Consider the following 22,752-nt stretch of genomic DNA (forward strand, 5'->3'; position numbering starts at 1 on the left):
CAGGTGATGAGGTCAGCGGTGGACGAGGCCGGTGAACGGGGCGTGCAGGTCGGCCGGGGTGGTGCGGCGGCGGACCAGGTGTGCGGCGCGCTGGTGGCGCTGGCAGATGGTCAGCTCCGGTGCCCCTTCGGGCAGGCCGGCCTGGCACGCCTCGGGTTCGGGCACCTCGCCGGTGCCCGGCCGGGGCGCCGCGTGGTAGGCGGCGTGGACGTGGTCGGCGGCCTGCCAGATCCGGGTGCGGGCGGCGCGCAGCTGGTCACCTTCGACCGGCACGAGCTGACCGGTACGGGCGGCATGGGCGTCGAGCAGCCCGTGCACCGAGACGAGATGCGCGTGCAGAGCGTCCAGCTCGGCCCGGCTGGTGACGAGCGGGCCGCCGGGGAGGTTGAGCGTGCGGTGGAAGTCGAGCGCGGCGGTGGCGAAGGGCACGAAGTCCTGCGCGGTCGGGCTGGCGGTGCGGGACATGCGGGTGCTCTTTCGAAGGGAGGGAAGGGCCGGCGTCAGGCGGAGAGCGCGAGCGGCAGGGCGGCGGCGGTGAACGCTTCGGCCTGCTGCCAGGTCAGCGGCCGGACGTCGAGCTGGGCGCCGACGGCGGCGGTCTCCACGACCGCGCAGGCGGAGCGGAGTTCGTCCTCGGAGTCGGCCGAGACGGTCAGCAGCCCGGTCAGGGCGACATCGGCGTGGCCCGCGATGAGCTGGCGCTCGCGGGACTTGATGTCCTGGTACTCGATCGAGTCCGCCTCGGAGTCGACCTGGCCGCGCCGGGCCCGCTCGGCGGCATCGGCGATCACGCTGGCCTTCTTGCGCTGGACGTCGCGCAGTGCGGCGTCCAGTCCCTTCGGCTCGTAGGAGAGCGACAGCGTGCGCCGGACGCCGCCGGTGAACAGGAGCTGGTGCAGGAAGCCGGCCGACGTCTCGGTCCTCGGCCAGTTCTCCACCCAGTACGTGGCGTGGACGGCCGAGTCGGTCGCGATGTGGTCCGCCTTCTCGACGACCACGACGGGTCCGGCGGCGGCGGGCTCGGCCTCGGGACGGCCGGCAGTGGACCACCGGTCCAGCGCCGTGAGGGCCTTGGGATCGTAGGCGGTGCGCACGACGGCGGCGATCTCGCGGGCGGTGAGCCAGCCGGTGGGGTTGAGCCCGGCGGTCCGCGCGGCCTGGTCGAAGGTGGAGGTCAGCTGCGCCAGGACGCTGAAGGAGCCGGTCAGGCCACCGCCGGCCTGGTTGATCAGCCGTCGCGCGGCCTTGGTGTCCAGCGCCACCGCGACGTATGCCTCGTGGGGTGCCGCCGCCGGGCCAGCGCTCTGGATCAGCTCGCTGTAGATCGCGCCGGCCATGGGGGCGTGGGGTCGGCCGTGCTCTTCCCAGTAGCGGCGAAGCGCGTCGCCGGAGTCCGGGACGGTGCGCTCGATCACCTGGATGCGGGCGATCTGCCCGGTACGGGCCAGCGCGGCCAGCGCGCGTCCCCAGCCGTTGACGTTGGCCTGCTGGGTGCCCGGGTCGAGCAGCGCGTAGGCGCGGGAGGAGACCTTGACCACGGCGGTCAGCGTGCCGTTGTGGGGATCGTGGACCGCACCGTACCGGCCGTCGGGGGCGGTGACCACGCGCAGGCTGGCGGCGGTGCCGGGAAGGTGGAGGAGTCCTTCGCGGGTCGGCCGACGGGAGGGCCGGGTGAGCCAGACGAGCTGGCCGCGCATCCGGCGTAGGACGTACCGGGTGACGATCGGAGCCCAGTCCGCCAGGGCACGGCCACGGTGGCGGACGAAGACGAACAGGGCGATGACGGCCCACAGCGGGATGAGCTGGAGGGCGCCGACCACGCCGCGGGTGAGGACGACGGCGAGAAGGAGAAGGCCGGTGAGGCCGGCGACGAACAGCTGCGGTGCGGTCAGGCCGAGCAGGATGCCGCGCCTGCTGCGGTGGGGGAACTTCACGGTGGCTGTAGGAGCCTGGTGCTTGCCGGACATGGTGATTCCAGACGGTGAGGGCGGGCGAAGGACGGGGCGCGCGGCGCTCTTCTGCAGGTCATGGGGGGACTCCTCTGCTGGTCGGTCAGGGTGGGGCGGGCCGTGGTGTACGGCCCGCCCCGGGTGTGGTGGGTCAGGAACCCGACGGCGGCGGGTTGGGGAACACCCAGTTCGTCGGCGTGGGAGAAGCGGTGGCCGACGGTCCGGCGGGAGGCGGCGGCGCAGTCGCGGGGCCGGCAGGCGGCAGGGAGGTCATGCTGCCGCCCGGTGCCGACGCGCCGACAAGATGAGCGGAACTGCCGGTGACGCCGTGGATGACCACCCCGGACCCTTCCGCTTCGTCCGCGCCGGGACGCGTGATCAGCGGTGGGATCCCGGGCCGCTGGATCAGGGCCCGGCCCTTGTCGCCGGTCGCGTTCGGGTCCTCGCCGTACCGGAAGCGGGTCTGCTGCTTGGGCGGACCGGCGTCGATACCCTCCTTGCTGAGGCTGCCGCCGACGGGATTGATGCCGGAGGCGACACCGTCTGCACCCGCGCCGGGAACCTGGCTCGGGCCCTGGGGAGCGGGAGCGCCGGTGCCGACCCGCATCGCCAGGCTGGCCGCGGTCTTCGCCGCCCCGGCGGCGACCGCCATGCCGGCGACGCCGGTGCGGTGCAGGTCGTCGTGGCCGCCGCCGTCGCTGGCCCAGTGCACGAACTTGTACGTCGCGTACGGGCAGAGCAGCACGAGGACCATCACGACGATGCCCGCCATCGCGTCGGACAGGGCCGCCATCCCGTCGCCGGCGTCGCTCTTGCCCATGGCGGAGACGCCGATCAGGAAGACCACGGTCATCAACAGCTTGGAGACGACCAGGGTGGCGGTGGCCTCGATCCAGCCGCGCCGCCACCGCTTGGCGACCTCCCAGCCGCCGCCGGCACCGGCGAACACGGCGAGCGAGACCATGATCAGGACGCCGACCTTGCGGGCGACCATGACGCCCCAGTACAAGAAGGCACCGATCGCGCACCCCAGGGCGACCAGGGCTGGGACCCCCCAGCCGAGGCCGTACATCGCCCCCAACTCGTTGACCTTCACCACGCGCCGGATCGCGTCGTCGACGGAGGTATTGGCCGCTTGGAACAGCCCGTCGGAGAGGGCGTCGACCACGGTGATGGCGACGGTAGTGAAGGCGATGGCGGAGAAGCTGAACAGGACGCCGGTCATGGTGCCGAACGCAGCCTGAGCAAGAGCGCGTTCGTCGCGTCGCCAGGCCGCGGTCATGAGCTGGATGCAGAAGATGCCGACGGTCAGAGCGAGCCCGATGGGCAGCAGGAGCTCGTAGTTGTCCCGGAACCATCCGGCGCTGAGGTCGATGGCGGTCGTCTCGTTGACGGCCTTCGCGGCGAGATCGGCCGCGCTGGCCGCCAGCTCGCCCATCGACTTCGCGATCCACGCGCCGATGCCGTCCGTGACGGTTCCGGCGGGGTTGGTGGCGAAGTCGACGGCACCGCATACCTTGTCCATCAGCGGGAAGTCGCAGACTCCCATGGCGATACCTCCTTTCTCGAACGGGGATCAGGGCGCGACGGACGGCATGACGCCGACCAGGGCGCAGGGACGGTCGGGCCGGCACTGGACCGCGAGCGTGGTGGCACGGCTCTCCGCACCGCCGGCCGGCGAGCCCTTCCAGGCGATCGACTGCTTGCCGGAGACCGTGACGGCGTAGACGTACGCCTGAGTGATCGCCCCCGAGTCTTCCTGAAGGGCCCGGGTGAACGCGTTCGGGAAGTGCCCCTCGTACACCTTGGCGGTGGCGAACTGGCCGTTGGCGGCCATCTCCTTCCACAGCACCGCCGAGGGAACGACCTTGTCGACCGAGGCCGGATCGGCGTACTTCGCCTCCGTGGTCAGCCACCCGCGCAGAGCCTTCCGCAGCTCGGGCTGCGAGTACGCACGGGTGTCGTAGGACCACAGCGCTGCTGCGGCCGCCTTCCCGTACGCGATCGGGTCATGGGTCTTCGGCGGGACCGGAAGAGCACGAGGACGGGTGTGTGGGGTGGATGACCCGGATGGCGATGGGGCCGAAGAGGAGACCGAGGGCGAACTCGGTGGCGGAGCAGGGGCTTCGGAAGGGCCCCTGCCATCGCGGGTGAGGTACGCGGCCAGGCCGGCGAGGGCGACGAGCACCACCAGGACGACGGTGCCGAGCAGCGCCCGGCGGCGCACGCGAGATGCGCCGCCGGGGTGGGTGGAGTGCTGAGCCATCAGTGGACCTGCGTCCCCAGCGTGCTGAAGAAGGCCACCACGCCGTTCGCCGCGCCGAGCAGAAGGGCCGCGCCGGCGCTCACCAGCACGCCCTTCTTGCCGTTGGCCTCGGCCTGGTGGCCGCCGGAGTGGTGGCCCCAGGCCCACACGCCCGCGCTGACGGCGAGGGCGCCGACCACGGCGATGAGCCCGAAGAGGTTGATGGAGCCCATCACCTGCTTGAGGACGGACAGGCCCGGCAGGCCGCCCTCGTTCGGCTTGATTCCGGGGTCGTAGGCGAGCTGTATGACCTGGTCGGCGAGATACATGAAGAACTCCAGTTTGATTACGTGCACGCCAAAGCCCCGCTGGGGTGAAGCGGCGGTGCGAGGAAAAGGGGAGAGGGGGAGAAGCGCCGGTCAGACGACTCGGCGGGCCGCGAGAATCCGCGGTTTCCAGGAGGCGAGGGTCGTGATGCGGACCACGTCGCCGGTGCGCGGGGCGTGGACGATCAGGCCCAGCCCGATGGCCATCCCGATGTGCTCGGGTACGGAGGCCGTCCCCTCGGTGAAGAGCAGGTCACCCGGCTGAAGGGCATCGACCGACACTGCCTTGCCCTCCTTGACCTGCGTGTACGTCGTCCGCGTCAGGGTGACCCCGGCGGCCTTGTACGCCTGCTGCATCAGAGAGGAGCAGTCACACCGGCCCATGGCGTCCTTGCCGTGGGAGTTCGTGCAGGTCCCGCCCCACTGGTATGGCGTGCCGAGCTGGCCGAGCGCCCACCGGATCGCCGTCTGGACCTCTCGCGGAGCGTTTGCGGGGATCTTGTACTCGGCCGGCAGCGCGCCGGGCGGGATGGTGCCGAAGTCGGTCCCGTCCCCCTCGGCACTGCAATTGCCCGCGATACCGGGCGCAGGACTGCCGGTGCCGGCCGAGCCGGACGGCGAAGAGTCCGGTGACGCGCCACTGGGCTTCGGCAGCAGGGGTTCGATGGCCTTCTGCAGGGCGGTGGCCAGGGGCTCCCACTTCGCGTACGCCTCCGGGAAGCCAGACCGCTGCACCGCCTGGGCGGCCTGCGTGACGGACAGGGACTGCCAGCCCGAGACCTTCCCTAGTCCCTCGTAGAACTTGGTCGAGGCGTGCACCGGGTCGAGGATCTCGTTCGCCGTGCCCCAGCCCTGCGACGGCCGCTGCTGAAAGAGCCCCAGCGAGTCGCGGTCGCCGTAGGTCAGGTTCCGCAGGCCGCTCTCCTGCAGGGCGGTCGCCAGGGCTACGACCTGCCCGCGGGCCGGGATGTTCATCGCGACGCCGGTGGCCTGGATCGCCTTGGCGTTGGGCACCTGCTCGGCCGGGTCGTCCAGGCCCGGTACGGACACTGAACCCTTGTCGCCGCCGTCCAGGATGGCCTTCACCTGGGCGGCGACGGCGGCGGTATCCACATCCTGTGCCCCGCCGGTCGAGCAGGCGGCCGAGGCGGTCCCGGCCCCAACGGCGAGAATCGGAACGGCCAGCAGCAGCGGAGCGGTTGCACAGAGACCGACGACGCCCTTGGTGGTCTTTTTCATCGCCGCCGCCGTTCACCGAGGCGGCGGTGCCGGCCGGGTGACGGCGTCGGGTCGGGACGCGGATGTGTCAGGGCATGCTGCATCGCAGCGGCTCCTCGCTGTTCGTAGGAGGCGCGGTGCCGACTTCTCGTGCAAAGCCGCCGGCACCGCGCCGATGTGCATCCGCCGCTCGGGCGGGCCCGGGTCAGAGGAGTTGGTAGCTCCCGGACGCCGGTCTCAGGTCACGCGCGGCAGCCAGCCGCGCTCGTAATCTCAGGCAGTACACCGGGGCTCCTGATGGTGTGCGGGAAGAAGGAGAGCAACGTGCCTCCGGTACGGCTCGACTGCACGAGAAAGCACGGAAAGCACAGGTCAGCGAGGGTGGAGCGAGGCTCCTGCCCGGTGACACGGCGAGACAGTAGACCGGGATTCCGGCCGCACCAAACGACTCCCGAACCGGGTTCAGCAGCACGGCCCGCCTCGTTAGGCCCGGCCGGAAAGCACGGCTAACCTCCAGCACAACCCCGCCCCGGAAGACCGCCGTTGAGCGCTGCCCGGAGCGGTCCCCAGCCCTGCCATGTCCTGAGAGAGGCCCTTCCCATGAGCTACACGCTGCACCGAGGCGACGCCCTGACCGTGCTGAAGTCCCTTCCGGACGAGAGCGTCAACGCCGTGATCACCGACCCGCCGTACAACTCCGGCGGCCGCACAAGCTCCGAGCGCACCGGACGCTCCGCGCGCGCCAAGTACGTCACCAGCGACGCGGCCCACGAACTCGCCAACTTCCCCGGCGAGAACCGCGACCAGCGCTCCTACCGCTCCTGGCTGACCGAACTGCTCACCGAGGCGTACCGGGCCTCGACCGAGCACGCGGTGGCCATGGTCTTTACCGACTGGCGCCAGGAACCGACCACGACCGACGCCCTGCAGATGGCAGGCTGGACCTGGAGCGGCACGCTCCCGTGGATCAAGCCGGCCAGCCGGCCCCGCAAGGGCGCGCCGAAGCAGGACTCCGAGTTCATCGTCTGGGGTGTCAAGGGATCCGTCGACAACACCCGCGACCTCTACCTGCCCGGCCACTACATCGCCTCGCAGCCCCGCAAGGGCCGGGTCCACATCACCCAGAAGCCCGTCGAGATCATGCAGCAGCTCGTACAGGTCTGCCCCGAAGGCGGCACCGTCCTCGACCCGTTCACCGGCAGCGGCTCCACGGGCGTCGCGGCCCTCCGAGAGGGCCGGAAGTTCGTGGGCGTCGAACTGTCCCCGCACTACGCCGACATCGCCGAACGGCGCCTGCGCGCCGAGCTGGAACAGGACGACTTCGCCCTGGCCGGCCCGGAGGAGTGATCATGAGAACGAAGAGCCCGGGGCCAACGGGCCGCAGACGTCGAAGGGCGGCTGGAACATCGAGAAACCGATGCTCCAGCCGCCCTTCCGCTTCTGTCAGGCCGCCTCGAACGCCCGCCGGATCAACGGCGCCGCCTTCTCCAAGTCCGCCACCGAAGCGAGACGCACCTCCAGGTCCCCCGTCCCGAGATGCCCGACACCGCGCATGTCCCGGGTGAAGCCCTCCTCCAGCACGACTGCGTCCGGGTCGAGTCTGAGATAGACCAGGATCACCTCGTGCTTCGGACGGAAAATCACCGACGCCACGTTCACCAACCGTCGGTAGGCGATGTAGTGCCGCAGCGCCGCCACCTCGACCTCGCCCCACACCGTGAACGCCTCGTCCAGCTCCGCGTACAGGTCCCGCAAGCACTCCGGCACGAGGCCAGCGCCCGCCGGCGCAGGAGTCGCCGGTGCCGCCGGCGCGCTGCCGACCACCGCGTCCCGCTCCCGGCTCCGCCGAGACGAAGCGGCGGTCGGCGAGCCGGGCGAGGAATCGACGAGCAGCAGGCTCAGCAGGCCACCCTCGAAGACCCGGTAGCGCACCAGGTCGATCCGCTCGGGCAGCCACTGCACGGCCACCCGGTCGTGGTGGGAGAAGCTCGCCGCGATGCAGACCATCCGCGGACGCCGCCAGTCGATCGACTCGGCCACCTCCGCGCCCAGCACCTTCCGGACGAGCGCCTCGAACTCGTGCTGCGCCGAACGCAGCCACGACAGGTACGAGACAGCCTGCGACAGCACCCCGCTGTCGGAGCCCTTCTTGAACTCGATCACCACCGGGCTGCCGTTCTCATCCAGCCCCAGCGTGTCGATCCGCCCCCGATGCCACGGACCAGTCGCATACTCCGACGCCACGAACCGGATACCGAGCATCTGCTCCAGCCCGGCCTCGACCCGCCGCTGCAGCTCCACCTCCAGCGCCACCGTCGAACCGGACAGCTCGACATCCCGCCCGTCCGCGTCCTGCCGGAACAGCATCAGCTCGGCCACCAGCGCCCCCTCCCGAGATCTCCGCACGAAGACCAATCGCGGGAGGGCTCAGGATATTCCGCCTAAGTCGAAGCACGGGCTTCCGCACGGCCTGTGTGTTCAAGCGGCCGGGTGAGCCGAAAAATCCAGCGGGTGTCCGAGCCGCCCGCGTAGCGTGTATGCATGTACACGTTCGAGTCGCCGGTACCGGCGGACCAGCTCCGACAACTTCCCACTCGCGACGTCGCGCTCCTCCTGCTGCAGAGCCTTGCACGCAGCAACGATTACCTGCAGTACCCCGGGACGATGGGCAGCGCCCGTCAGGCGTTCCGGGAAGAGCCGGACGGTGAGAGGCTGGTGAACCGACTATCCGACGCCTGGAGCTGGCTGGAGGCACACGCACTGCTGTCACGTGTCCCTAGGCAATCCGAGAACTTCCGACAGCTCTCCCGCGACGGACGGGAACTGGCCGCAGATCCGAAGGGCGTAGCACGCTTCGAAGCCCGCACACGGCTCGCCGGCCCGCTCCACCCGGACCTGGAGAAGACGGTGCGCACCAACTTCGACCTCGGGGACTACGAGACCGCGTGCTTTGCCGCCATGAAGGCGGTCGAGGTGGCCGTCCGCGATGCCTCCGGGCTCGACAACTCCCTCGTTGGCGTCGCGTTGATGCGCAAGGCGTTCCAACCGCACCAGAACGGCAAGCCCGGGGGCCCGCTGGCCGACGCGGGCGCCGAGGGCGGCGAGCAGGAGGCCGAGTCCGCGCTGTTCGCCGGTGCCATGGGACGTTACAAGAACCCCTCCAGCCACCGCACCGTCGACTTCGACGACCCGATCGAAGCGGCCGAGATTATCCAGTTCGCCGACCTGCTGCTGCGCCAGGTCGACCGGGCTAAGGCCAGGAACAGATAGCGAGGACTCCGGTCTTGGCGCCGCAGAGTCTCGATGCCCTCCGAGCCCCGCGCCTGGCGCCGCCCATCTCGGCTATATCTGGTTCACGAAACGACAGAGCTGACGGGGCGGGCAGTGGTTGGACCTCTGCAAGCGCGTGAGCTACTGAGGTGGGACAAGCCTTCGTGGTGCCAGCGTGTCAGCGGAGGGTCGTTGCGTGCTAATTTGTGCCAACATCCCCGGTAGACAGACGGACAGCGAGCCTGCAGCACGATGGACGAGCGGGCGTCTGAAAGCCCTCGTCGGTCAGGCGGCGCCAAGGGTGCATTCGCAGTCCACGGCCCGAAGCCCCTCGGAAGGGGCTTGGAAGATCTCTATAAGACGGGGGAGTAGTGCGAGCGGTGAACTCGTGCGCGGGGACAGTGGGGACGGCTGTGCGGCAGGCGGCGTTCGTGCCAGAGGAGTGGAACGATGGTGAGCGTAGGTGCACCATCGGGCCGAGCGGTTCAGGCAAGACGTTGTTCGGGGCTGGAGAGTACAAGCTGGATCAGGACGGTCGACGGCTCCGCCTTGTCGGCCCGACGGAGAGCACGGAACCGAGTCGGCGGCGGCTTGAGCTATGGGGCCGTATGTGTACTGTCCGGGCTGTGCCTTGGCTGGTGTTCGCCGACGAACTGAGGGTGCTTGGAGTGCCGGGCGATTCGAAGATCATGTCTCCGGTGATTTCGATGGCCCGATCAACCTGTGTGCGACCGTTTGTCGCTGTTTCCAGGCCCGCCGCTTACCTGTCGGCTGGCGTAGTGTGGCCGCCTTCCTCAGGGGTGACCGGGACGGCGCGGGGACCGGAGAAGACTGCATGATCCCTGTTTCAGAAAATCTGGGGCTTCTCGCCGGCTGCTGATGAAGAATCGGCAGGCAGAAGCGTCCCTGTGGAGGAACCAACCGTGATCGTGATGCGTTTCGACGGGGGAGTCGGAGACTTCGCCCTTGACGTCCAGGAGGAGAGCGTGCAGCTCCTCCGGGGCATGGGCACGATCTGCCTCCAGATGAACCTGGAGGTGAAGGTGCCGAAGGGCTCCGAGGCTGGCAGGCTTCTGGCCCTCCAGGCTGACCTCTACGGGATCCGCGGCTCCTACCAGCGGACGCTCATTGGGCGGTCGACGGAGATGGTCTCGTTCACCCCCGAGATCGGCATTGAGCGCCGCACGCTGAAGTTTCTGCTAACTTCGGCCCAGCTCCATGCCATTAACGAGGCCCGTGACGGCGACCTGCGGATGGAGCTGGAGGTCGTCGGAACGCTTCCCCAAGTCGCCAGCTACCCCGGGAGCACGACGGAGGTACTGCACTTCAGCGTCGCCAAGAGCCGCTGGCTTGATCAGGTCAACGCTCTCGGCCCTTCCATCGCCTTCGAGATGCAGGTCCCGTTCCCGCTGGAGGACGACCCCCGCGCTGAGCCCGCCCAGCGTTTGCGCGCCGCGCAGCGCCGGCTCCTGGACGATGACATTCACGGCGCGATCCTGGAAGCTCGCCAGGCCCTGGAATGGATCCGGCTTCACAGCGGGTGGACGTGGCCCCTCAACAAGGACACCCGCCAGCGAGGCAAGGACGAGCGGTGGGCAGCGATTCGCGTGGCTGTGGAGGACCAGGCCAGCGGATCGGTGCACGCGGACAAGGTCACGTCGACGTTTACGTACAACAGGGAGGAGGCTAAGGCGCTGATTGCCATTGCCGCCGCGCTGTTGGCAGTGGCGGACCAGCCTGTCTGAGCCCCTGGGCTCGGGGTGTCGCGAAGGGCGGGGTGTCCTGGCTGTCGCGAACGGAAGCCGCCTTCGATGGGTCGCAGAGGTGCGTGGCCGAAGCGCCCGACGAGCACACCAAGGGAGGCAGGGGAGGATCAAGCCGGGGTGCTCGAACACGGCAGGGCGAAGGGTAAGGAGGGCCTATACATGGTGACGCGACTTGGCCGGATCGAAGGCCTATTGGGCCGGCGGCTCGATGAGGTCGACTATCAAAGCATCACCGACTTGGTGGGCATCCCTGAAGCAGCCGAGAGTGAAGACCTCGACTACAAGCAGGCGCACTACAGCCAGGACGAGCGAGGCCGCGAGGAACTAGCCAAGGACATCGCCGCCTTCGCCAACCACACCGGCGGCCTCCTTGTCATCGGGATGGCGGAGAGCAGGGGCGTCCCCAGCAAGGTGTTCGACGTGGACTTGGACGATGCCCGACTGCGCCACATCCGGCAGGTCATCGCGGCCAATACGGCCCCGCCCGTCCCCTACGAGTCCATCCCCGTACACAACCCCAACGCGCCGGGTACTGGCTTCCTGCTGCTGGCCGTGCCACGCAGCCCTGCTAGTCCACACGCCGTGACAGCCCCGGTGAGCAAGGCGTCCAGAGAGGCTCTGCGCTACCCCCGACGTGGTGGCAGTAGAACCGAGTGGCTGACGGAAACCGACATCGCCACAGCCTACCGGGCACGGTTCACAGCGGCTGCCGAGCGCGAGAAGCGCCTTGCTGAAATCGAAGAGGATCTCGTTGAGGCACTGGCGGCGCGCACCACACCGCATCTGATCGTCACCCTCGTTCCCGAGCAGGCCGGCAATATGGTGATCGACTCGGCACGTTTCACCCGCTATCAGCAAGAGATCCTTGACGTCCCGCTCTACCTGGGGCAGTCGGCCACCAGGTACAGGTCGGTAAGGGTCGGCCCACGACGGCTGATTGTGAAGGACGGGGCGCCTTCTGCAAGGTCCACGCGCGCCGAGCTTCACCGTGACGGTAGCGCCACCATCGCCCTACCCCTGGCTGGGCGTGTCCACGTGGACGACTACGAAGAGGCCCAGCTCCACACCGCAGAGCCGGGAGACGTCGTATACCCGTTGCTGTGCGCCTTGCCTTTCCTGGCCGTCCACGCACGGGATCGGACAGGCGCCAGCGGTCTCGCGCAGGCCAGGGTCACCCTGGTGGCCGACATGGCCGTCCATCCGTCGCAATCCAGGGCTATCGATCTTGGAAGGTCTGAGACCGTACCCTTCCGGGTCGACCGGATCGATCCGGCTACAGGCCGACCGAAACCGCAGAGTCACCACACCTACCCACTTGCGATGGCAGAAGCCGGCGTCCTTCTGGATGACCTCGCCGACTGTGAGCGTGGTCTCCTGCAGGCCACCGCCTTCCTCGCCGACGAACTCCTGCAGACCTACGGCTATCCCGAGACAGGGCTCATCACCCGGGACGGGGAGATCAACCCCTCCGGCTTCTCGCAGCGGACCTCGGGAGCCGTCGCCGACTGGGCGCGGCAGCGCGGTCTACTGTGAGCGCCTGGCCCAAAACACGCGCCTCTTCTCGGGCCTATGTGAGCCCTGTCCCCTACCCGGCACCATCGGAGCACCGCGCCCTCCGGTCTCTGGGGAGTGCCTGACGCGGGGCTTATTGGAGCGGTAGGTGCTGAGCAGACGAAGCCTCAATGGATCTTCTGCTGCTCCAGCCATTTGAAGACCTCGGCCCTCTTGTACAGGACCTTGGCGTTCCTACCTCGGCCGAGTTTGTACCCCTTCAAGCCCAGTTTCGACGCTTCCCTGTAGACCCAGCTCGCGGACATGCTGAGCATCGCGGCGACCTCGGAGGTTTCCATGAGGACGGGTTCGACGGGTTGACGCCGTCGCGGTCGGGTGGTGTCGGAAGGCTGCGGTTCCATGGGTGAGACGGCTCCTTCGAGGCTGGGCTGAGCGTGATCGCAGTGCCGAGTTGCTCTCCGCCCTGGCGGGATTCTGAGGTCTTCGGCGGCCGCCCTGTGTCGCTGTCAAGAGTCACCGGGCGGGCTAAGGCCATGGTCATGAGGAGCACCGGTTTTGCTGGGCCGGGATTCGCTGCTAAGTTGCCGCGCCGTATTTCGAGGGTTCCTGCGGTGACGAGTCCTCGTGCACGCGCGGATCGAGCGTCGCCACCCTGTGAGAGTGACGGTGATCACGAGGGCTCTTGAGTGCCTGCTGCGTAGGCTTGTGGGGTCATCGCGGTGGGGCAGGGAGAGTAGGCGAAGCTCCTGAGCGGCGCCTGATGATGCGTCAGGAAAGTCAGCAAGTGGTCAGCATGAGTCCTGAAAAACCTGGGGACAGCTGCCCGAACCTGCGACTCGTTGTAGGGTGTGGAAACAGCCCTTGACCTGCAAAAACGCAGGCAGGGAGCCTATGTCCAGGAGTACCTCGATGATACGTACAATGTTCAAGTCCAAGATCCATCGCGCCACCGTGACCCAGGCCGACCTGCACTACGTCGGCTCCGTCACCATCGACGCCGAGTTGATGGAGGCCGCCGACCTCCTGCCCGGTGAGCTGGTGCACATCGTCGACATCGACAACGGGGCCCGGCTGGAGACGTACGTCATCGAGGGCGAGCGCGGTTCCGGGGTGATCGGGATCAACGGGGCCGCCGCTCATCTGGTGCACCCGGGGGACCTGGTGATCCTCATCAGCTACGCGCAGGTTTCGGACGCGGAGGCGCGGGCGCTCGTGCCGCGTGTCGTGCATGTGGACGCGGAGAACCGGATCGTGGAGCTGGGCGGTGACGCGTCCGCGCCCGTGCCGGGGAGTGACACCGTGCGGGCTCCGCACGCGGTGCCCGCGGGGAGCTGACCCCGCGGGTCGGTCGGCGGCCGGGCCGCCACCCGAATGAATGGGCTCCGCGAGCGGGGGCAGGCGCAGCAGGGGAGGCTGGAGCGGGCATCCGCCCGTCCTCTCCCGAACCCCGGTACCGTCCACGGAGCGCGTCATGACACAGCCACCCGTCCCGGATCCCTGGCCGACGCCTCAGCCGCCGCCGACGCCTCAGCCGGTGCCGCCGCCCGGGCCCGTACCGACGCCGCCGCCCAACCCCGTACCCGTGCCGGAGCCCGAACCGCAGCCGGCGCCGGGTCCCGCCGGGCTCTGAGGCCCGGGCGCGCGGTGCGGAGGTGACGGACGATACGGGGGATTGGGCCGAAGCCCTTGTCACGCACGGTTGCCCGCCCTTACCGTGGGCGACTGCCGATGCGTTCGAGGGGGGCCCATGGCCGTACGCGGAACACGCGGAAAGCACCGCCGGTACCAGCCGAGCCGGATCAACCGGGCCTCGCTGACCGTCACCGCCGGCGGCGCCGGCATGGCCCTGCCGCTGATCGGGGCCGGGACGGCGCAGGCGGCCTCGCTGGACGTCTGGGAGAAGCTCGCCGACTGCGAGTCCTCCGCCCACTGGCAGATCAACACCGGCAACGGCTACTTCGGCGGACTCCAGTTCAGCCAGTCCACCTGGGAGCGGTACGGCGGCACGCACTACGCGCCGCGCGCCGACCTCGCCTCGAAGGACCAGCAGATCGCGATCGCCGAACGGGTGCTCAAGGGTCAGGGCCCCGGCGCCTGGCCCGCCTGCGGCCCGGGCGCCGGACTCCACCGGGGCGACGCCCGCGACGCCGCCCCCGAACGCGGCCCCGGCGGCGCCACCACACAGACCGAGCGCACCCGCCCGCTCTCCCAGGCCTCCTTCCCCGCTCAGCGGACGAAGGCGGCCACCCCCACCACCGTGCCGACCGTGCGCGAGATGTACACGGTCGAGCCCGGCGACTCGCTCTCGAAGATCGCCCGCGACGAGCACGTCCGGGGCGGCTGGCCGCGCCTCTACGAGGCCAACCGCACCGTCGTCGGCGGCGACCCCGACCTGATCCTCCCCGGTCAGCGGCTCACGCTGCGGATGACCGCTCCGGCGGCCCCCGCCAAGCCCAAGCCGCACCCCGAGACCAGGCCCGACGCCCGGCCCCAGACCAGGCCCGACACCCGGCCCGAGTCCAGGCCGCAGACCAAGCCGCAGACCACGCCGGCCCCCCGGCCGAAGACCGGCAGCAAGCCCAAGACCGAGACCAAGCCCGCCCCGCACCCCGCCGCCAAGCCCCCGGCCGCCAAGCCGGTGCACAAGCCGGCCCCGAGGCCCGCTCCCGAGCATTCGGCGCAGCACTTCATCTCGCCCGTCGCCGACACCGACATCGGCACCCGTTACCGCGTCGCCGGCTCCTCCTGGTCCAGCGGATATCACACCGGCGTCGACTTCCCCGTCCCCACCGGCACCTCCGTGCGGGCCGTCGGCGCCGGCCGGGTCGTGTCCGCGGGCTGGGGCGGGGCGTACGGCTACCAGGTGGTCATCCGGCACGCCGACGGCCGCTACAGCCAGTACGCGCACCTCTCGGCGCTCACCGTGCGCGAGGGCCAGCGGGTCAACACCGGGCAGCGGATCGGGCGTTCAGGGTCGACCGGCAACACCACGGGGCCGCATCTCCACTTCGAGATGCGTACGGGTCCCGGGTACGGCTCCGACATCGACCCGCTGGCGTACCTCAGGGCCCGGGGCGTCTCGATCTGACACGTTCCCCGGCTCTGACACCGACGGGGAGTCCTCGGGACGCGTCATCCGCTCCAGGGTGAGCTGCACCAGGCCGCCCGCCGCCACGGCGCCGCAGATCAGCGCGGCGACGCCGCCGGCCGTCCCGTAACGGAAGGACTCGCCGAAGAGGGTGAGGCCGACGGTCGCGGCGACCACGGGGTTGACCACCGTGAGCGTGGCGAGCGGGGCGGCGAGCCCGGCACCGCGGTACGAGGCCTGGGAGAGCAGCAGACCGGTGACCGCGAGCGCGGAGAGGACGAGCAGACTCGGCCACTGCGCGAGCGGCGCGTCGAGGCGGAAGTCGACGGCGACGGTCTTCGTGAAGACGGAGGCGATGCCGAAGGCGATGCCGGCCGCGGTGGCCAGGACGACGCCGCGCAGCGCCGAGCGGCCGATCATGTGCGCCACGGCGAAGAGCACCGCCACCGCGCCGAAGGTGACGAACGCGAGCAGCCGCCGGTCGCCCGCGGCGAGGGACTGGGAGGCCGTGCCACCGGTCAGGCTGAGCAGTCCGGCGAGCCCGGCGGTGGCCATGAGCGCGCCCCGCCAGGCCGTGCGGCCGGCCCGGCGGCCCGCGAAGAGCGCCGCCATCGGCAGCGCGAACACGATCGTGAGGGCGCCCAGCGGCTGGACCAGGCTCAGCGGCCCGTACGCGAGCGCGGCCACGTGCAGGGCCGCGCCCACGCCGGTGAGCAGCACGGCGCCCCACCACGCCGGGCGGCGCAGGGGCGCGTAACGGGGAGCGGCGGCCGAGGCCGCCACCCGCTCCTGCACGATCGCCGCGGCGGCGTAGGCGACCGCGGAGACCAGCGAGAGGAGCACGGACAGCACCAGGGAGCTCATGACTCCACGATCTCTCTTCAGCGCGCTCCCGTCGTCGTACCCGGGAACGCGATCGGACGTACCGCGGATGGAGTACGAAGCCGCCTCGTACGCCCTGGGGTGTACGCCCGCCCAGGTCAGGCGTGGTGGAACGCGACCCTTCCGGTGTCCAGGTCGAAGCGGGCGCCGACGACGCGCGCACCGGAAAAAGCCGCATCCCGAGCCAGTCGGCGGGTGACCCGGTCCACATTGGCCCGCACCGTGTTCTCCACCCAGTCGCCGGGCAGGTGCCGGGTCGCGCGGGCCGCCGGGGCCAGTTCCTCGATGACCCGCTCCAGGTGTCCCTCGACCGGGTTTCCGGTGCGCACGTACTCGACGGCGGCGGCCGCGGCCCCGCAGCGCTCGTGGCCGAGGACGAGGATCAGCGGTACGTGCAGCTCCTCGACGCCGTACTGGAGCGAGCCGAGCACGGCCTCGTCGAGCGCCTGGCCCGCCGAGCGCACGATGAGCAGGTCGCCGAGGCCCTGGTCGAAGACCAGCTCCGGCGGGACGCGCGAGTCTATGCAGCCGATGACGGTGGCGAAGGGGTGCTGGGCGACGGCGACGTCGGCTCTCCGGGCCGCGTCCTGGTGCGGGTGCCGCTGCCGTAGCGCGGCGAACCGGGCGTTGCCGGCCCGGAGTTCGGCGAGCGCGGCGGCCGCGTCGAGCGGGCCGCCCGGCGCGTGGCGGGGCGCCGGCACGGCGACCGGGGCGGCCGCCCCGACGGTGGCCGTCGTCAGGGCGGCCAGGCCGAGCGCGAGGGCACCGCGGCGGCCGGTCTTCGTGGTGGTGGGAGAGGTGGGAGTCGTGACAGACATGCGCTGAGAGTCGCGGCCGACCTGCGCTCTTGAGAGCCCCTTGATCGCCACTTGACCAATAGATGACCAAAAGTGGCCGGACGTGATCGATTTCATCTCAAGGGATGGAAGGATGCCCGGGTGGATGTCGACGGACCCGATCTCAGCGCACAACTCGGCGGCTTCTTCGTGCTGCGCACCGCCCCGCCCACTCCGCCGGCCGGGCCCACTCCGCCGGCCGGGCCCACTCCGCCGCCCCCGCCCGCCACGCCCCCGCGGCCGGACCTCGCCGCCCACCGCCCGCTCGCCGAGCTGTACGACGGCCTCGACGACGGCCCGCTCGCCGCGCGCGTCGACACGGTCGCCGCCCGCCTCGGAGTCACCGAGCGGCGGGTCGCCGCCTCCGTCGCCCAGCTCGGCCTCGCCGCCCGCCTCTGGTCCACCGCCCTCGGCCCGGCCGCCCTGCACGGCCGCTTCCCCGACCTCGCGCCCGCGACCCTGCACTGGGACAGCGCCCTCGCCGCGCCCGACGACCTCTGGTGGTCCGGCACGGCCACCCGCCCCGCCACCGTCGCCGAGCTGCACGCCGCCGTCCACGACGCCCACCTCCTCCCGCTGCACGCCGCCTTCGCCCGTGACAGCCGGATCTCCCCGCGCCTGCTCCGGGGCAACGCCGGCTCCGCGCTCGCCGGCGCGCTGCGCGAACTCCTCCGCTGGGCCCGCGCCCACGACCGCCCCGACGCCGCCGAACGCGCCGCCGCCCTGGTCCGGGGCCTCCTCGACCACCCCGACCTGGCCGGCACCGTCCGCGGCCCCGCCCTGCGCCGTACCAGCTGCTGTCTCTACTACCGCAGCCCGTCCGGCGGTCTGTGCGGCGACTGTGTGTTCGACCACCCTCCGCGCACAGGTTTGGAGCGGCGGCCCCCGGCTCCGTAAAGTTGCGTCTTTGGAAGTACCGGAAGTACCGGAATTACTGCAGGCGCGAGCGATCGAGGAACGACGAAGGCCATGACGGTGACCGAAGAGACCCAGTCCCAGGAGAACGGGTCCCAGGAGTACGGGCCGGGAATCGACCCCGAGCGCCTGGCCGTCTGCCTGAGCGTGCTCGACGAGCTCGACAAGCTGGACGTCGACCACCCGGACGCCATCGCCGTCCGCCGTGCCACCGCCGGCATCTACCGGACCGTGAAGCAGCGCCGCCGCCAGGAGCGCCGGGCCGCCAAGACCGCCCACGACAAGGCGGTCACCGAGGCGACCGCGACCGGCTCCGCCCAGCGCATCGACGACGAGACCGAGGGCATCCTGCCGTCGTCGATCACCGAGGAAGGCAAGATCGCGGGCATACTCCAGCGCCCGCGCTCCTGCTACACCTGCAAGACCCGCTACGTCGAGGTCGACTACTTCTACCACCAGCTCTGCCAGGACTGCGCCCGTCTCAACCGGACCAAGCGCGACGCCCGCGCCGACCTCACCGGCAAGCGCGCGCTGCTCACCGGCGGCCGCGCCAAGATCGGCATGTACATCGCGCTGCGGCTGCTGCGCGACGGCGCCCACACCACCGTCACCACCCGCTTCCCCAAGGACGCCATCCGCCGCTTCAAGGCGATGGAGGACTCCGCGGACTGGATGCACCGCCTGGAGGTCGTCGGCATCGACCTGCGCGACCCGGCGCAGGCCGTGGCCCTCGCCGACCAGGTCGCCGACGCCGGCCCGCTCGACATCCTGGTCAACAACGCCACCCAGACCGTGCGCCGGCTGCCCTCCGCGTACGCCGCCCTGGTCGAGGGCGAGAGCGCCCCGCTGCCCGCCGGCGAGCTGCCCGCGCACCACGTCATCGGCGCCTTCAACTCCGGTGCGGTCGACGGTCTGGCCGCGCTGCCGGTCGGCGTCAGCGGCCTCGACGCGCAGAAGGTCGCCGACCTCGCCCTCGTCGCCGGCAACGCCAGCATCGAGCGGCACCACGCCGGCACGGCCATCGACGCCGGCGGCCTGGTCCCGGACGTCGTGGAGTCCAACACCTGGGTGCAGACCATCGACCAGATCTCCCCGGTGGAGCTGCTGGAGACCCAGCTGTGCAACTACACCTCGCCGTTCATCCTGATCAGCAAGCTGCGTCCGGTCATGGCCGAGGCCGCCGCCAAGGCCGCCAGCAAGCGCGCGTACGTCGTCAACGTCTCCGCCATGGAGGGTGTCTTCGGCCGCGGCTACAAGGGCGCCGGGCACCCGAACACCAACGCCGCCAAGGCCGCCATGAACATGGTGACGCGGACCAGCGCGCAGGAGATGTTCGACGCCGACGGCATCCTCATGACCTCGGTCGACACCGGCTGGATCACCGACGAGCGTCCGCACTTCGACAAGCTGCGGCTCGCCGAGGAGGGCTTCCACGCCCCGCTCGACCTGGTCGACGGCGCCGCCCGGGTCTACGACCCGATCGTCCGCGGCGAGCAGGGCGACGACGTCTACGGCGTGTTCCTGAAGGACTACAACCCCGGCAAGTGGTGACCGGATTCTGATCGATGATCGAGCGTTTCGCCTGGTGAGGGCCGGTAAACGGGCCAATGTCACTCGATCGCGTCACACTTTCGCGCCCCATAGAGCGCTGAGGCGCTCATCTGGTTAGTCTGATGTCCACGGTCGGCCATCCGAGGTTTCACCGAACCTCCACGGCCGGCCGGGGGACTGGCCTGCCACCAAGGCCGCGGTCCCGCCCGGAAGACGGCGCAACCGCGACCGAACGGCCTCAAGTCCCCATCGACACGCGACACGAAGGAGTGCGCGGTGACATCAGAACTGACGCAGCAGGAGCAGCGCCCGGCCGAACCGACCGAGCGGAAGCGCCGGCCCGGAGAGCTGGGCAGCCTCGAAGTGTGGGCCCGCTCGGCCCCGATCCGCCTCGCCGGTTACGAGGACGACCTCGCCGAGCCGCACATCCTGCCCGGCATCGACTGAACCGCAACGACGCTTCGCCCCGTGCCCCGGCCGAGCCCCCTCGGCCCGGGGCACAGGTACGCCGGGGGTACGCGGGTACGTCCGGCGCTCGGGGCGCGGGCACGCCGGGGGCACGCGGGTACGTCCGGCGCCCGGGGTGCGGTCCCCCGGCCGGAGGACGTCCCGGGGGCGGGCTCAGTCCTCCTCCGGCTGCTCCCGCAGCCGTACCGGAGGCATGTACTCCCGCAGCAGCGTCCGGTGCCACCACGCCCCGGTCTCCCGCAGCTCCCGCCACGTCGTGTACCGGTAGCGGTAGAGCCGGGCCCGCACATGGGTCGGCGGCGCGTCCGGGAACGGGTTATGACGCAGCAGCCGCAGCGTGTCGCGGTCCCCGGCGAGCAGCCGCTCCACGAACGGCCCGAACCAGTCGCGGGCGTAGCCGGGGGAGAGCGCCGCGAACCACATCAGCCAGTCGAGCCGCAGGTGGTACGGGGCGAACTGGCGCGGCAGCCGGCGCGGGTCGCCCGGCTTGCCCTTGAAGCCGTACTCCCGCCACACCGTGCCCGCGTGCGGCTCCGGGTCGTCCGTGCCCTCGACCGCGATCTCGTCGCGCACCCGGCCGACCGTGCCGAAGGCCCCGTACGTGTTGACCAGGTGCAGCGGGTCGAAGGACCGGTTCATCGCCTGGCTCCGGGAGAGCAGGTTGCGCACCGGATGCCGGCTCTGGACGAGGATCAGGACCGCCGCCGCGCACACCACGACCACGTACCAGAGCGGCGCTTCGGGCTGCGAGTGGTCGTGGCCCGCGACGAGCGAGCCGTCCAGGGCGGACAGCGCGAGGACGATGGTCAGCCAGTTCAGCCAGGCGAAGTTCCCGGAGAGCACCAGCCACAGCTGGGTCGCGATCATCAGCCCGGCCGCGACCGTCGCCACTGGTTGCGGGGTGAAGAGGAGCACCGGCACACCCAGCTGCACGACGTGGTTGGCGGCGCACTCGACCTTGTGCAGCGGCCGCGGCAGATGGTGGAAGAACCAGCTCAGCGGGCCGGGCATCGGCTGGGTCTCATGGTGGTGGTAGAGGCAGGTCAGGTCCCGCCAGCACGGGTCCCCGCGGATCTTGATCAGCCCGGCGCCGAACTCGACCCGGAACAGCAGCCAGCGCAGCAGGAACAGGACGACGATCGGCGGGCCGGTGTCGTCGTTGCCGAGCAGCACGGCGAGGAAGCCGGTCTCCAGGAGCAGCGACTCCCAGCCGAAGGAGTACCAGGTCTGCCCCACGTTCACGATCGACAGGTACAGCGCCCAGATCAGCAGCCACAGCAGCATCGACACGGCGAGCGGCACCGCGTCGCCCGCGCCCGCCACCAGGGCGAGGGCCAGCGCGGCGCCGCCCCAGGCGACGGCCGCGAAGAGCCGGTCGGAGTAGCGCCACTGGAACAGGCTGGGCGCCCGGCGGGCCGGGACCCGGAGCACGTACTCCGGCACGGGCAGCATCCCGCGCTCGCCGATCAGCGCCCGGAACTGGAGCGCCGCCGACACGAACGCGACGAGGTAGAGCCCGGCGAGGCCCCGCTGGAAGACGATCCGGGTCAGCCAGTAGTCGGGAGCCGTGAACCAGTCCATCGCCCGCGGTCAGCGCGGCCGGTCAGCGCTTCCGGTCGTCCTCGTCGTCCGCCGTCCGCTCGCCCTCGGCCTGGGAGGGAGTGGTACGGGTGACCTCGGCGTGGAGGTGCGCCTTCTGTGTCGCGTCCATGTCCTCGTCGAGGCGCTCGCCCTCGGCCTGCGAGGGGTTGGTGTACTCGTCGTACTGGCTCATGGCCGCCTCCTTCGAGGAGCACGGGTGAGTACAGAACGAGCGTAGCTCTCATCGGTCCTCGGGGAGATCGGGGAGATCCGCGACGAGCTCCGTGAGGGCCCGGCCGAGCATGCGGGCGTACGCGTGCTGCAGCGCCCGTACGACCGGGCCGCCGAGCCGGGTGTACCAGGCGGCGGCCCGGCTGAACGCGGTCACCGTGAACCACACCGAGCCGTCCTCGTGCAGGGCGACCACGAAGGACTCCTCGCCGCACTCCGGGTGCCCCGGCCGCGTGCCGTACGCGAAGCCGGTCTCCGACGCGGTGTGCGTCGTCCATATCACCTGGCACGGCGCGGTGAACCGGACCGGGCCGAAGCCCAGCGACACCTCCAGGGTCACCCCCGGCTCGGCGCGCCCGGCCGCGCTCGTCACCCGGGCGCCGGTGGTCCGGTGCATGGCCCAGGTGGTCACGGCCTCGCCCGCGGCCCGGTAGGCGGCAGACCCCTGGCCGACCCGGACGGTGTGGTGCAGGTGGTGGTAGCCGGCGGGCAGCGGGCCGGTGCGGGTGGCGCCGACCTCCGCGTAGTTCGGCCCGGGGGCGGTGGGGTCGGAGAGGCTGCGGATCAGACGGGTCATGCCGGGAACTCCGTTCGGCGGGCGCGGGCGCGGGCGCGGGCGGGGGCGGGGGCGGTGAGGGTGACGGCCGTGGCGGCGGCGACGGCGGCGGTGGTACGGGGCCGGGCGGACGGGTCGAGGGCCGGCCCGGTCGTACGGGTTCCGGCGGCCGGGTTACGGGGTGGTGCGGTGGTACGCGGACGGGCGGGCGGCTCGGTCGTACGGGTTCCGGCGGCCGGGTCGCGGGGCGGCGCGGTGGTACGCGGACGGGCGGGCGGCTCGGTCGTACGGGTTCCGGCGGCCGGGTCTCCTCCAGGTCGCCGAGGCGGGCGAAGAGGGTCTTCGACAGGGCGCGCGC

At 70.9% G+C, this 22,752-nt stretch carries 22 protein-coding genes and 1 pseudogene; 9 read left to right on the plus strand and 14 right to left on the minus strand.

All coding sequences use genetic code 11. The features are described 5' to 3' along the window. Window positions 1-12: 12 nt before the first annotated feature. From ACWEJX_RS24110 to ACWEJX_RS24135, 6 genes are all read right to left on the minus strand, one after another. Window positions 13-465, minus strand: coding sequence for a DUF6238 family protein (locus ACWEJX_RS24110; protein WP_451609480.1), 453 nt, complete (start codon window positions 463-465; stop codon window positions 13-15). 35 nt (window positions 466-500) lie between these two features. Then, window positions 501-1,967, minus strand: a complete 1,467-nt coding sequence (locus tag ACWEJX_RS24115; RefSeq protein WP_451609481.1) for an SCO6880 family protein — start codon at window positions 1,965-1,967, stop codon at window positions 501-503. 133 nt (window positions 1,968-2,100) lie between these two features. After that, window positions 2,101-3,498, minus strand: a complete 1,398-nt coding sequence (locus tag ACWEJX_RS24120; protein ID WP_451609482.1) for an SCO6881 family protein — start codon at window positions 3,496-3,498, stop codon at window positions 2,101-2,103. A 27-nt stretch (window positions 3,499-3,525) separates the two neighbouring features. Further along, a complete protein-coding gene (locus ACWEJX_RS24125) occupies window positions 3,526-4,215 on the minus strand; it encodes a hypothetical protein (RefSeq protein ID WP_451609483.1) in 690 nt (229 codons plus the stop codon). Beyond that, a complete protein-coding gene (locus tag ACWEJX_RS24130) occupies window positions 4,215-4,523 on the minus strand; it encodes a DUF6112 family protein (protein ID WP_030195549.1) in 309 nt (102 codons plus the stop codon). The genes ACWEJX_RS24125 and ACWEJX_RS24130 overlap by 1 nt, the downstream gene beginning before the upstream one ends. Before the next feature lie 90 nt (window positions 4,524-4,613). Next, window positions 4,614-5,759 carry a C40 family peptidase gene (locus ACWEJX_RS24135; protein WP_451609484.1) on the minus strand — a complete coding sequence of 382 codons (1,146 nt, stop codon included), beginning with the start codon at window positions 5,757-5,759 and terminating at the stop codon, window positions 4,614-4,616. A gap of 579 nt (window positions 5,760-6,338) precedes the next feature. Here ACWEJX_RS24135 and ACWEJX_RS24140 point away from each other — a divergent pair. Continuing rightward, complete coding sequence (locus ACWEJX_RS24140; RefSeq protein WP_451609485.1) at window positions 6,339-7,085, plus strand: DNA-methyltransferase; 747 nt, start codon at window positions 6,339-6,341, stop codon at window positions 7,083-7,085. A gap of 96 nt (window positions 7,086-7,181) precedes the next feature. Here ACWEJX_RS24140 and ACWEJX_RS24145 read toward each other — a convergent pair whose 3' ends face one another. Next, window positions 7,182-8,117 (minus strand): DUF5655 domain-containing protein, encoded by a 936-nt coding sequence (locus tag ACWEJX_RS24145; RefSeq protein WP_451609486.1) that lies wholly within the window; start codon window positions 8,115-8,117, stop codon window positions 7,182-7,184. Window positions 8,118-8,279: 162 nt separating this feature from the next. On the opposite strand from ACWEJX_RS24145, the gene ACWEJX_RS24150 reads away from it, so the two are divergent. The 3 genes from ACWEJX_RS24150 (at window position 8,280) to ACWEJX_RS24160 (ending at window position 12,307) form a co-directional block, all read left to right on the plus strand. Beyond that, complete coding sequence (locus tag ACWEJX_RS24150; protein WP_451609487.1) at window positions 8,280-9,008, plus strand: TIGR02391 family protein; 729 nt, start codon at window positions 8,280-8,282, stop codon at window positions 9,006-9,008. 923 nt (window positions 9,009-9,931) lie between these two features. Further along, complete coding sequence (locus ACWEJX_RS24155) at window positions 9,932-10,753, plus strand: hypothetical protein (RefSeq protein ID WP_451609488.1); 822 nt, start codon at window positions 9,932-9,934, stop codon at window positions 10,751-10,753. 138 nt (window positions 10,754-10,891) lie between these two features. Continuing rightward, a complete protein-coding gene (locus ACWEJX_RS24160; protein ID WP_451609489.1) occupies window positions 10,892-12,307 on the plus strand; it encodes an AlbA family DNA-binding domain-containing protein in 1,416 nt (471 codons plus the stop codon). 146 nt (window positions 12,308-12,453) lie between these two features. On the opposite strand, the gene ACWEJX_RS24165 is transcribed toward ACWEJX_RS24160, so the two are convergent. Further along, a complete protein-coding gene (locus ACWEJX_RS24165; protein ID WP_451609490.1) occupies window positions 12,454-12,687 on the minus strand; it encodes a helix-turn-helix domain-containing protein in 234 nt (77 codons plus the stop codon). A 508-nt stretch (window positions 12,688-13,195) separates the two neighbouring features. Here ACWEJX_RS24165 and panD point away from each other — a divergent pair. Further along, window positions 13,196-13,621 carry an aspartate 1-decarboxylase gene (panD, locus tag ACWEJX_RS24170; protein WP_451609491.1) on the plus strand — a complete coding sequence of 142 codons (426 nt, stop codon included), beginning with the start codon at window positions 13,196-13,198 and terminating at the stop codon, window positions 13,619-13,621. Between the two features lie 412 nt (window positions 13,622-14,033). Then, entirely contained in the window at window positions 14,034-15,374 is a 1,341-nt protein-coding gene (locus ACWEJX_RS24175) for a transglycosylase family protein (RefSeq protein WP_451609492.1), read from the plus strand. Here ACWEJX_RS24175 and ACWEJX_RS24180 read toward each other — a convergent pair. Beyond that, on the minus strand, window positions 15,255-16,238 hold the full coding sequence (locus ACWEJX_RS24180) for a DMT family transporter (RefSeq protein ID WP_451609493.1): 984 nt from the start codon (window positions 16,236-16,238) through the stop codon (window positions 15,255-15,257). The two genes, ACWEJX_RS24175 and ACWEJX_RS24180, sit on opposite strands and share 120 nt — an antisense overlap. A gap of 116 nt (window positions 16,239-16,354) precedes the next feature. Next, entirely contained in the window at window positions 16,355-17,074 is a 720-nt protein-coding gene (locus ACWEJX_RS24185) for a carbonic anhydrase (protein WP_451609494.1), read from the minus strand. A gap of 120 nt (window positions 17,075-17,194) precedes the next feature. Here ACWEJX_RS24185 and ACWEJX_RS24190 point away from each other — a divergent pair, with 120 nt between their 5' ends. From ACWEJX_RS24190 to ACWEJX_RS24200, 3 genes are all read left to right on the plus strand, one after another. Then, complete coding sequence (locus ACWEJX_RS24190; RefSeq protein WP_451609495.1) at window positions 17,195-17,989, plus strand: (2Fe-2S)-binding protein; 795 nt, start codon at window positions 17,195-17,197, stop codon at window positions 17,987-17,989. 72 nt (window positions 17,990-18,061) lie between these two features. Continuing rightward, window positions 18,062-19,558: an SDR family NAD(P)-dependent oxidoreductase gene (locus ACWEJX_RS24195; RefSeq protein WP_451609496.1), complete on the plus strand. Its 1,497-nt coding sequence runs from the start codon at window positions 18,062-18,064 to the stop codon at window positions 19,556-19,558. A 276-nt stretch (window positions 19,559-19,834) separates the two neighbouring features. Further along, window positions 19,835-20,005, plus strand: coding sequence for a hypothetical protein (locus ACWEJX_RS24200; RefSeq protein WP_451609497.1), 171 nt, complete (start codon window positions 19,835-19,837; stop codon window positions 20,003-20,005). Window positions 20,006-20,179: 174 nt separating this feature from the next. Here the strand turns inward: ACWEJX_RS24200 and ACWEJX_RS24205 are convergent, their stop codons facing one another. From ACWEJX_RS24205 to ACWEJX_RS24220, 4 genes and pseudogenes are all read right to left on the minus strand, one after another. Beyond that, window positions 20,180-21,607 carry a lipase maturation factor family protein gene (locus tag ACWEJX_RS24205; protein ID WP_451609498.1) on the minus strand — a complete coding sequence of 476 codons (1,428 nt, stop codon included), beginning with the start codon at window positions 21,605-21,607 and terminating at the stop codon, window positions 20,180-20,182. Between the two features lie 22 nt (window positions 21,608-21,629). Beyond that, window positions 21,630-21,800, minus strand: coding sequence for a hypothetical protein (locus ACWEJX_RS24210; RefSeq protein ID WP_451609499.1), 171 nt, complete (start codon window positions 21,798-21,800; stop codon window positions 21,630-21,632). 48 nt (window positions 21,801-21,848) lie between these two features. Next, window positions 21,849-22,415 (minus strand): DUF1990 family protein, encoded by a 567-nt coding sequence (locus tag ACWEJX_RS24215; RefSeq protein ID WP_451609500.1) that lies wholly within the window; start codon window positions 22,413-22,415, stop codon window positions 21,849-21,851. Continuing rightward, a pseudogene (locus ACWEJX_RS24220) lies at window positions 22,412-22,752 on the minus strand (hypothetical protein); the annotation flags it as partial. The pseudogene ACWEJX_RS24220 and the gene ACWEJX_RS24215, both read right to left, overlap by 4 nt.

This window comes from Streptomyces sp. NPDC004788, assembly GCF_053601115.1.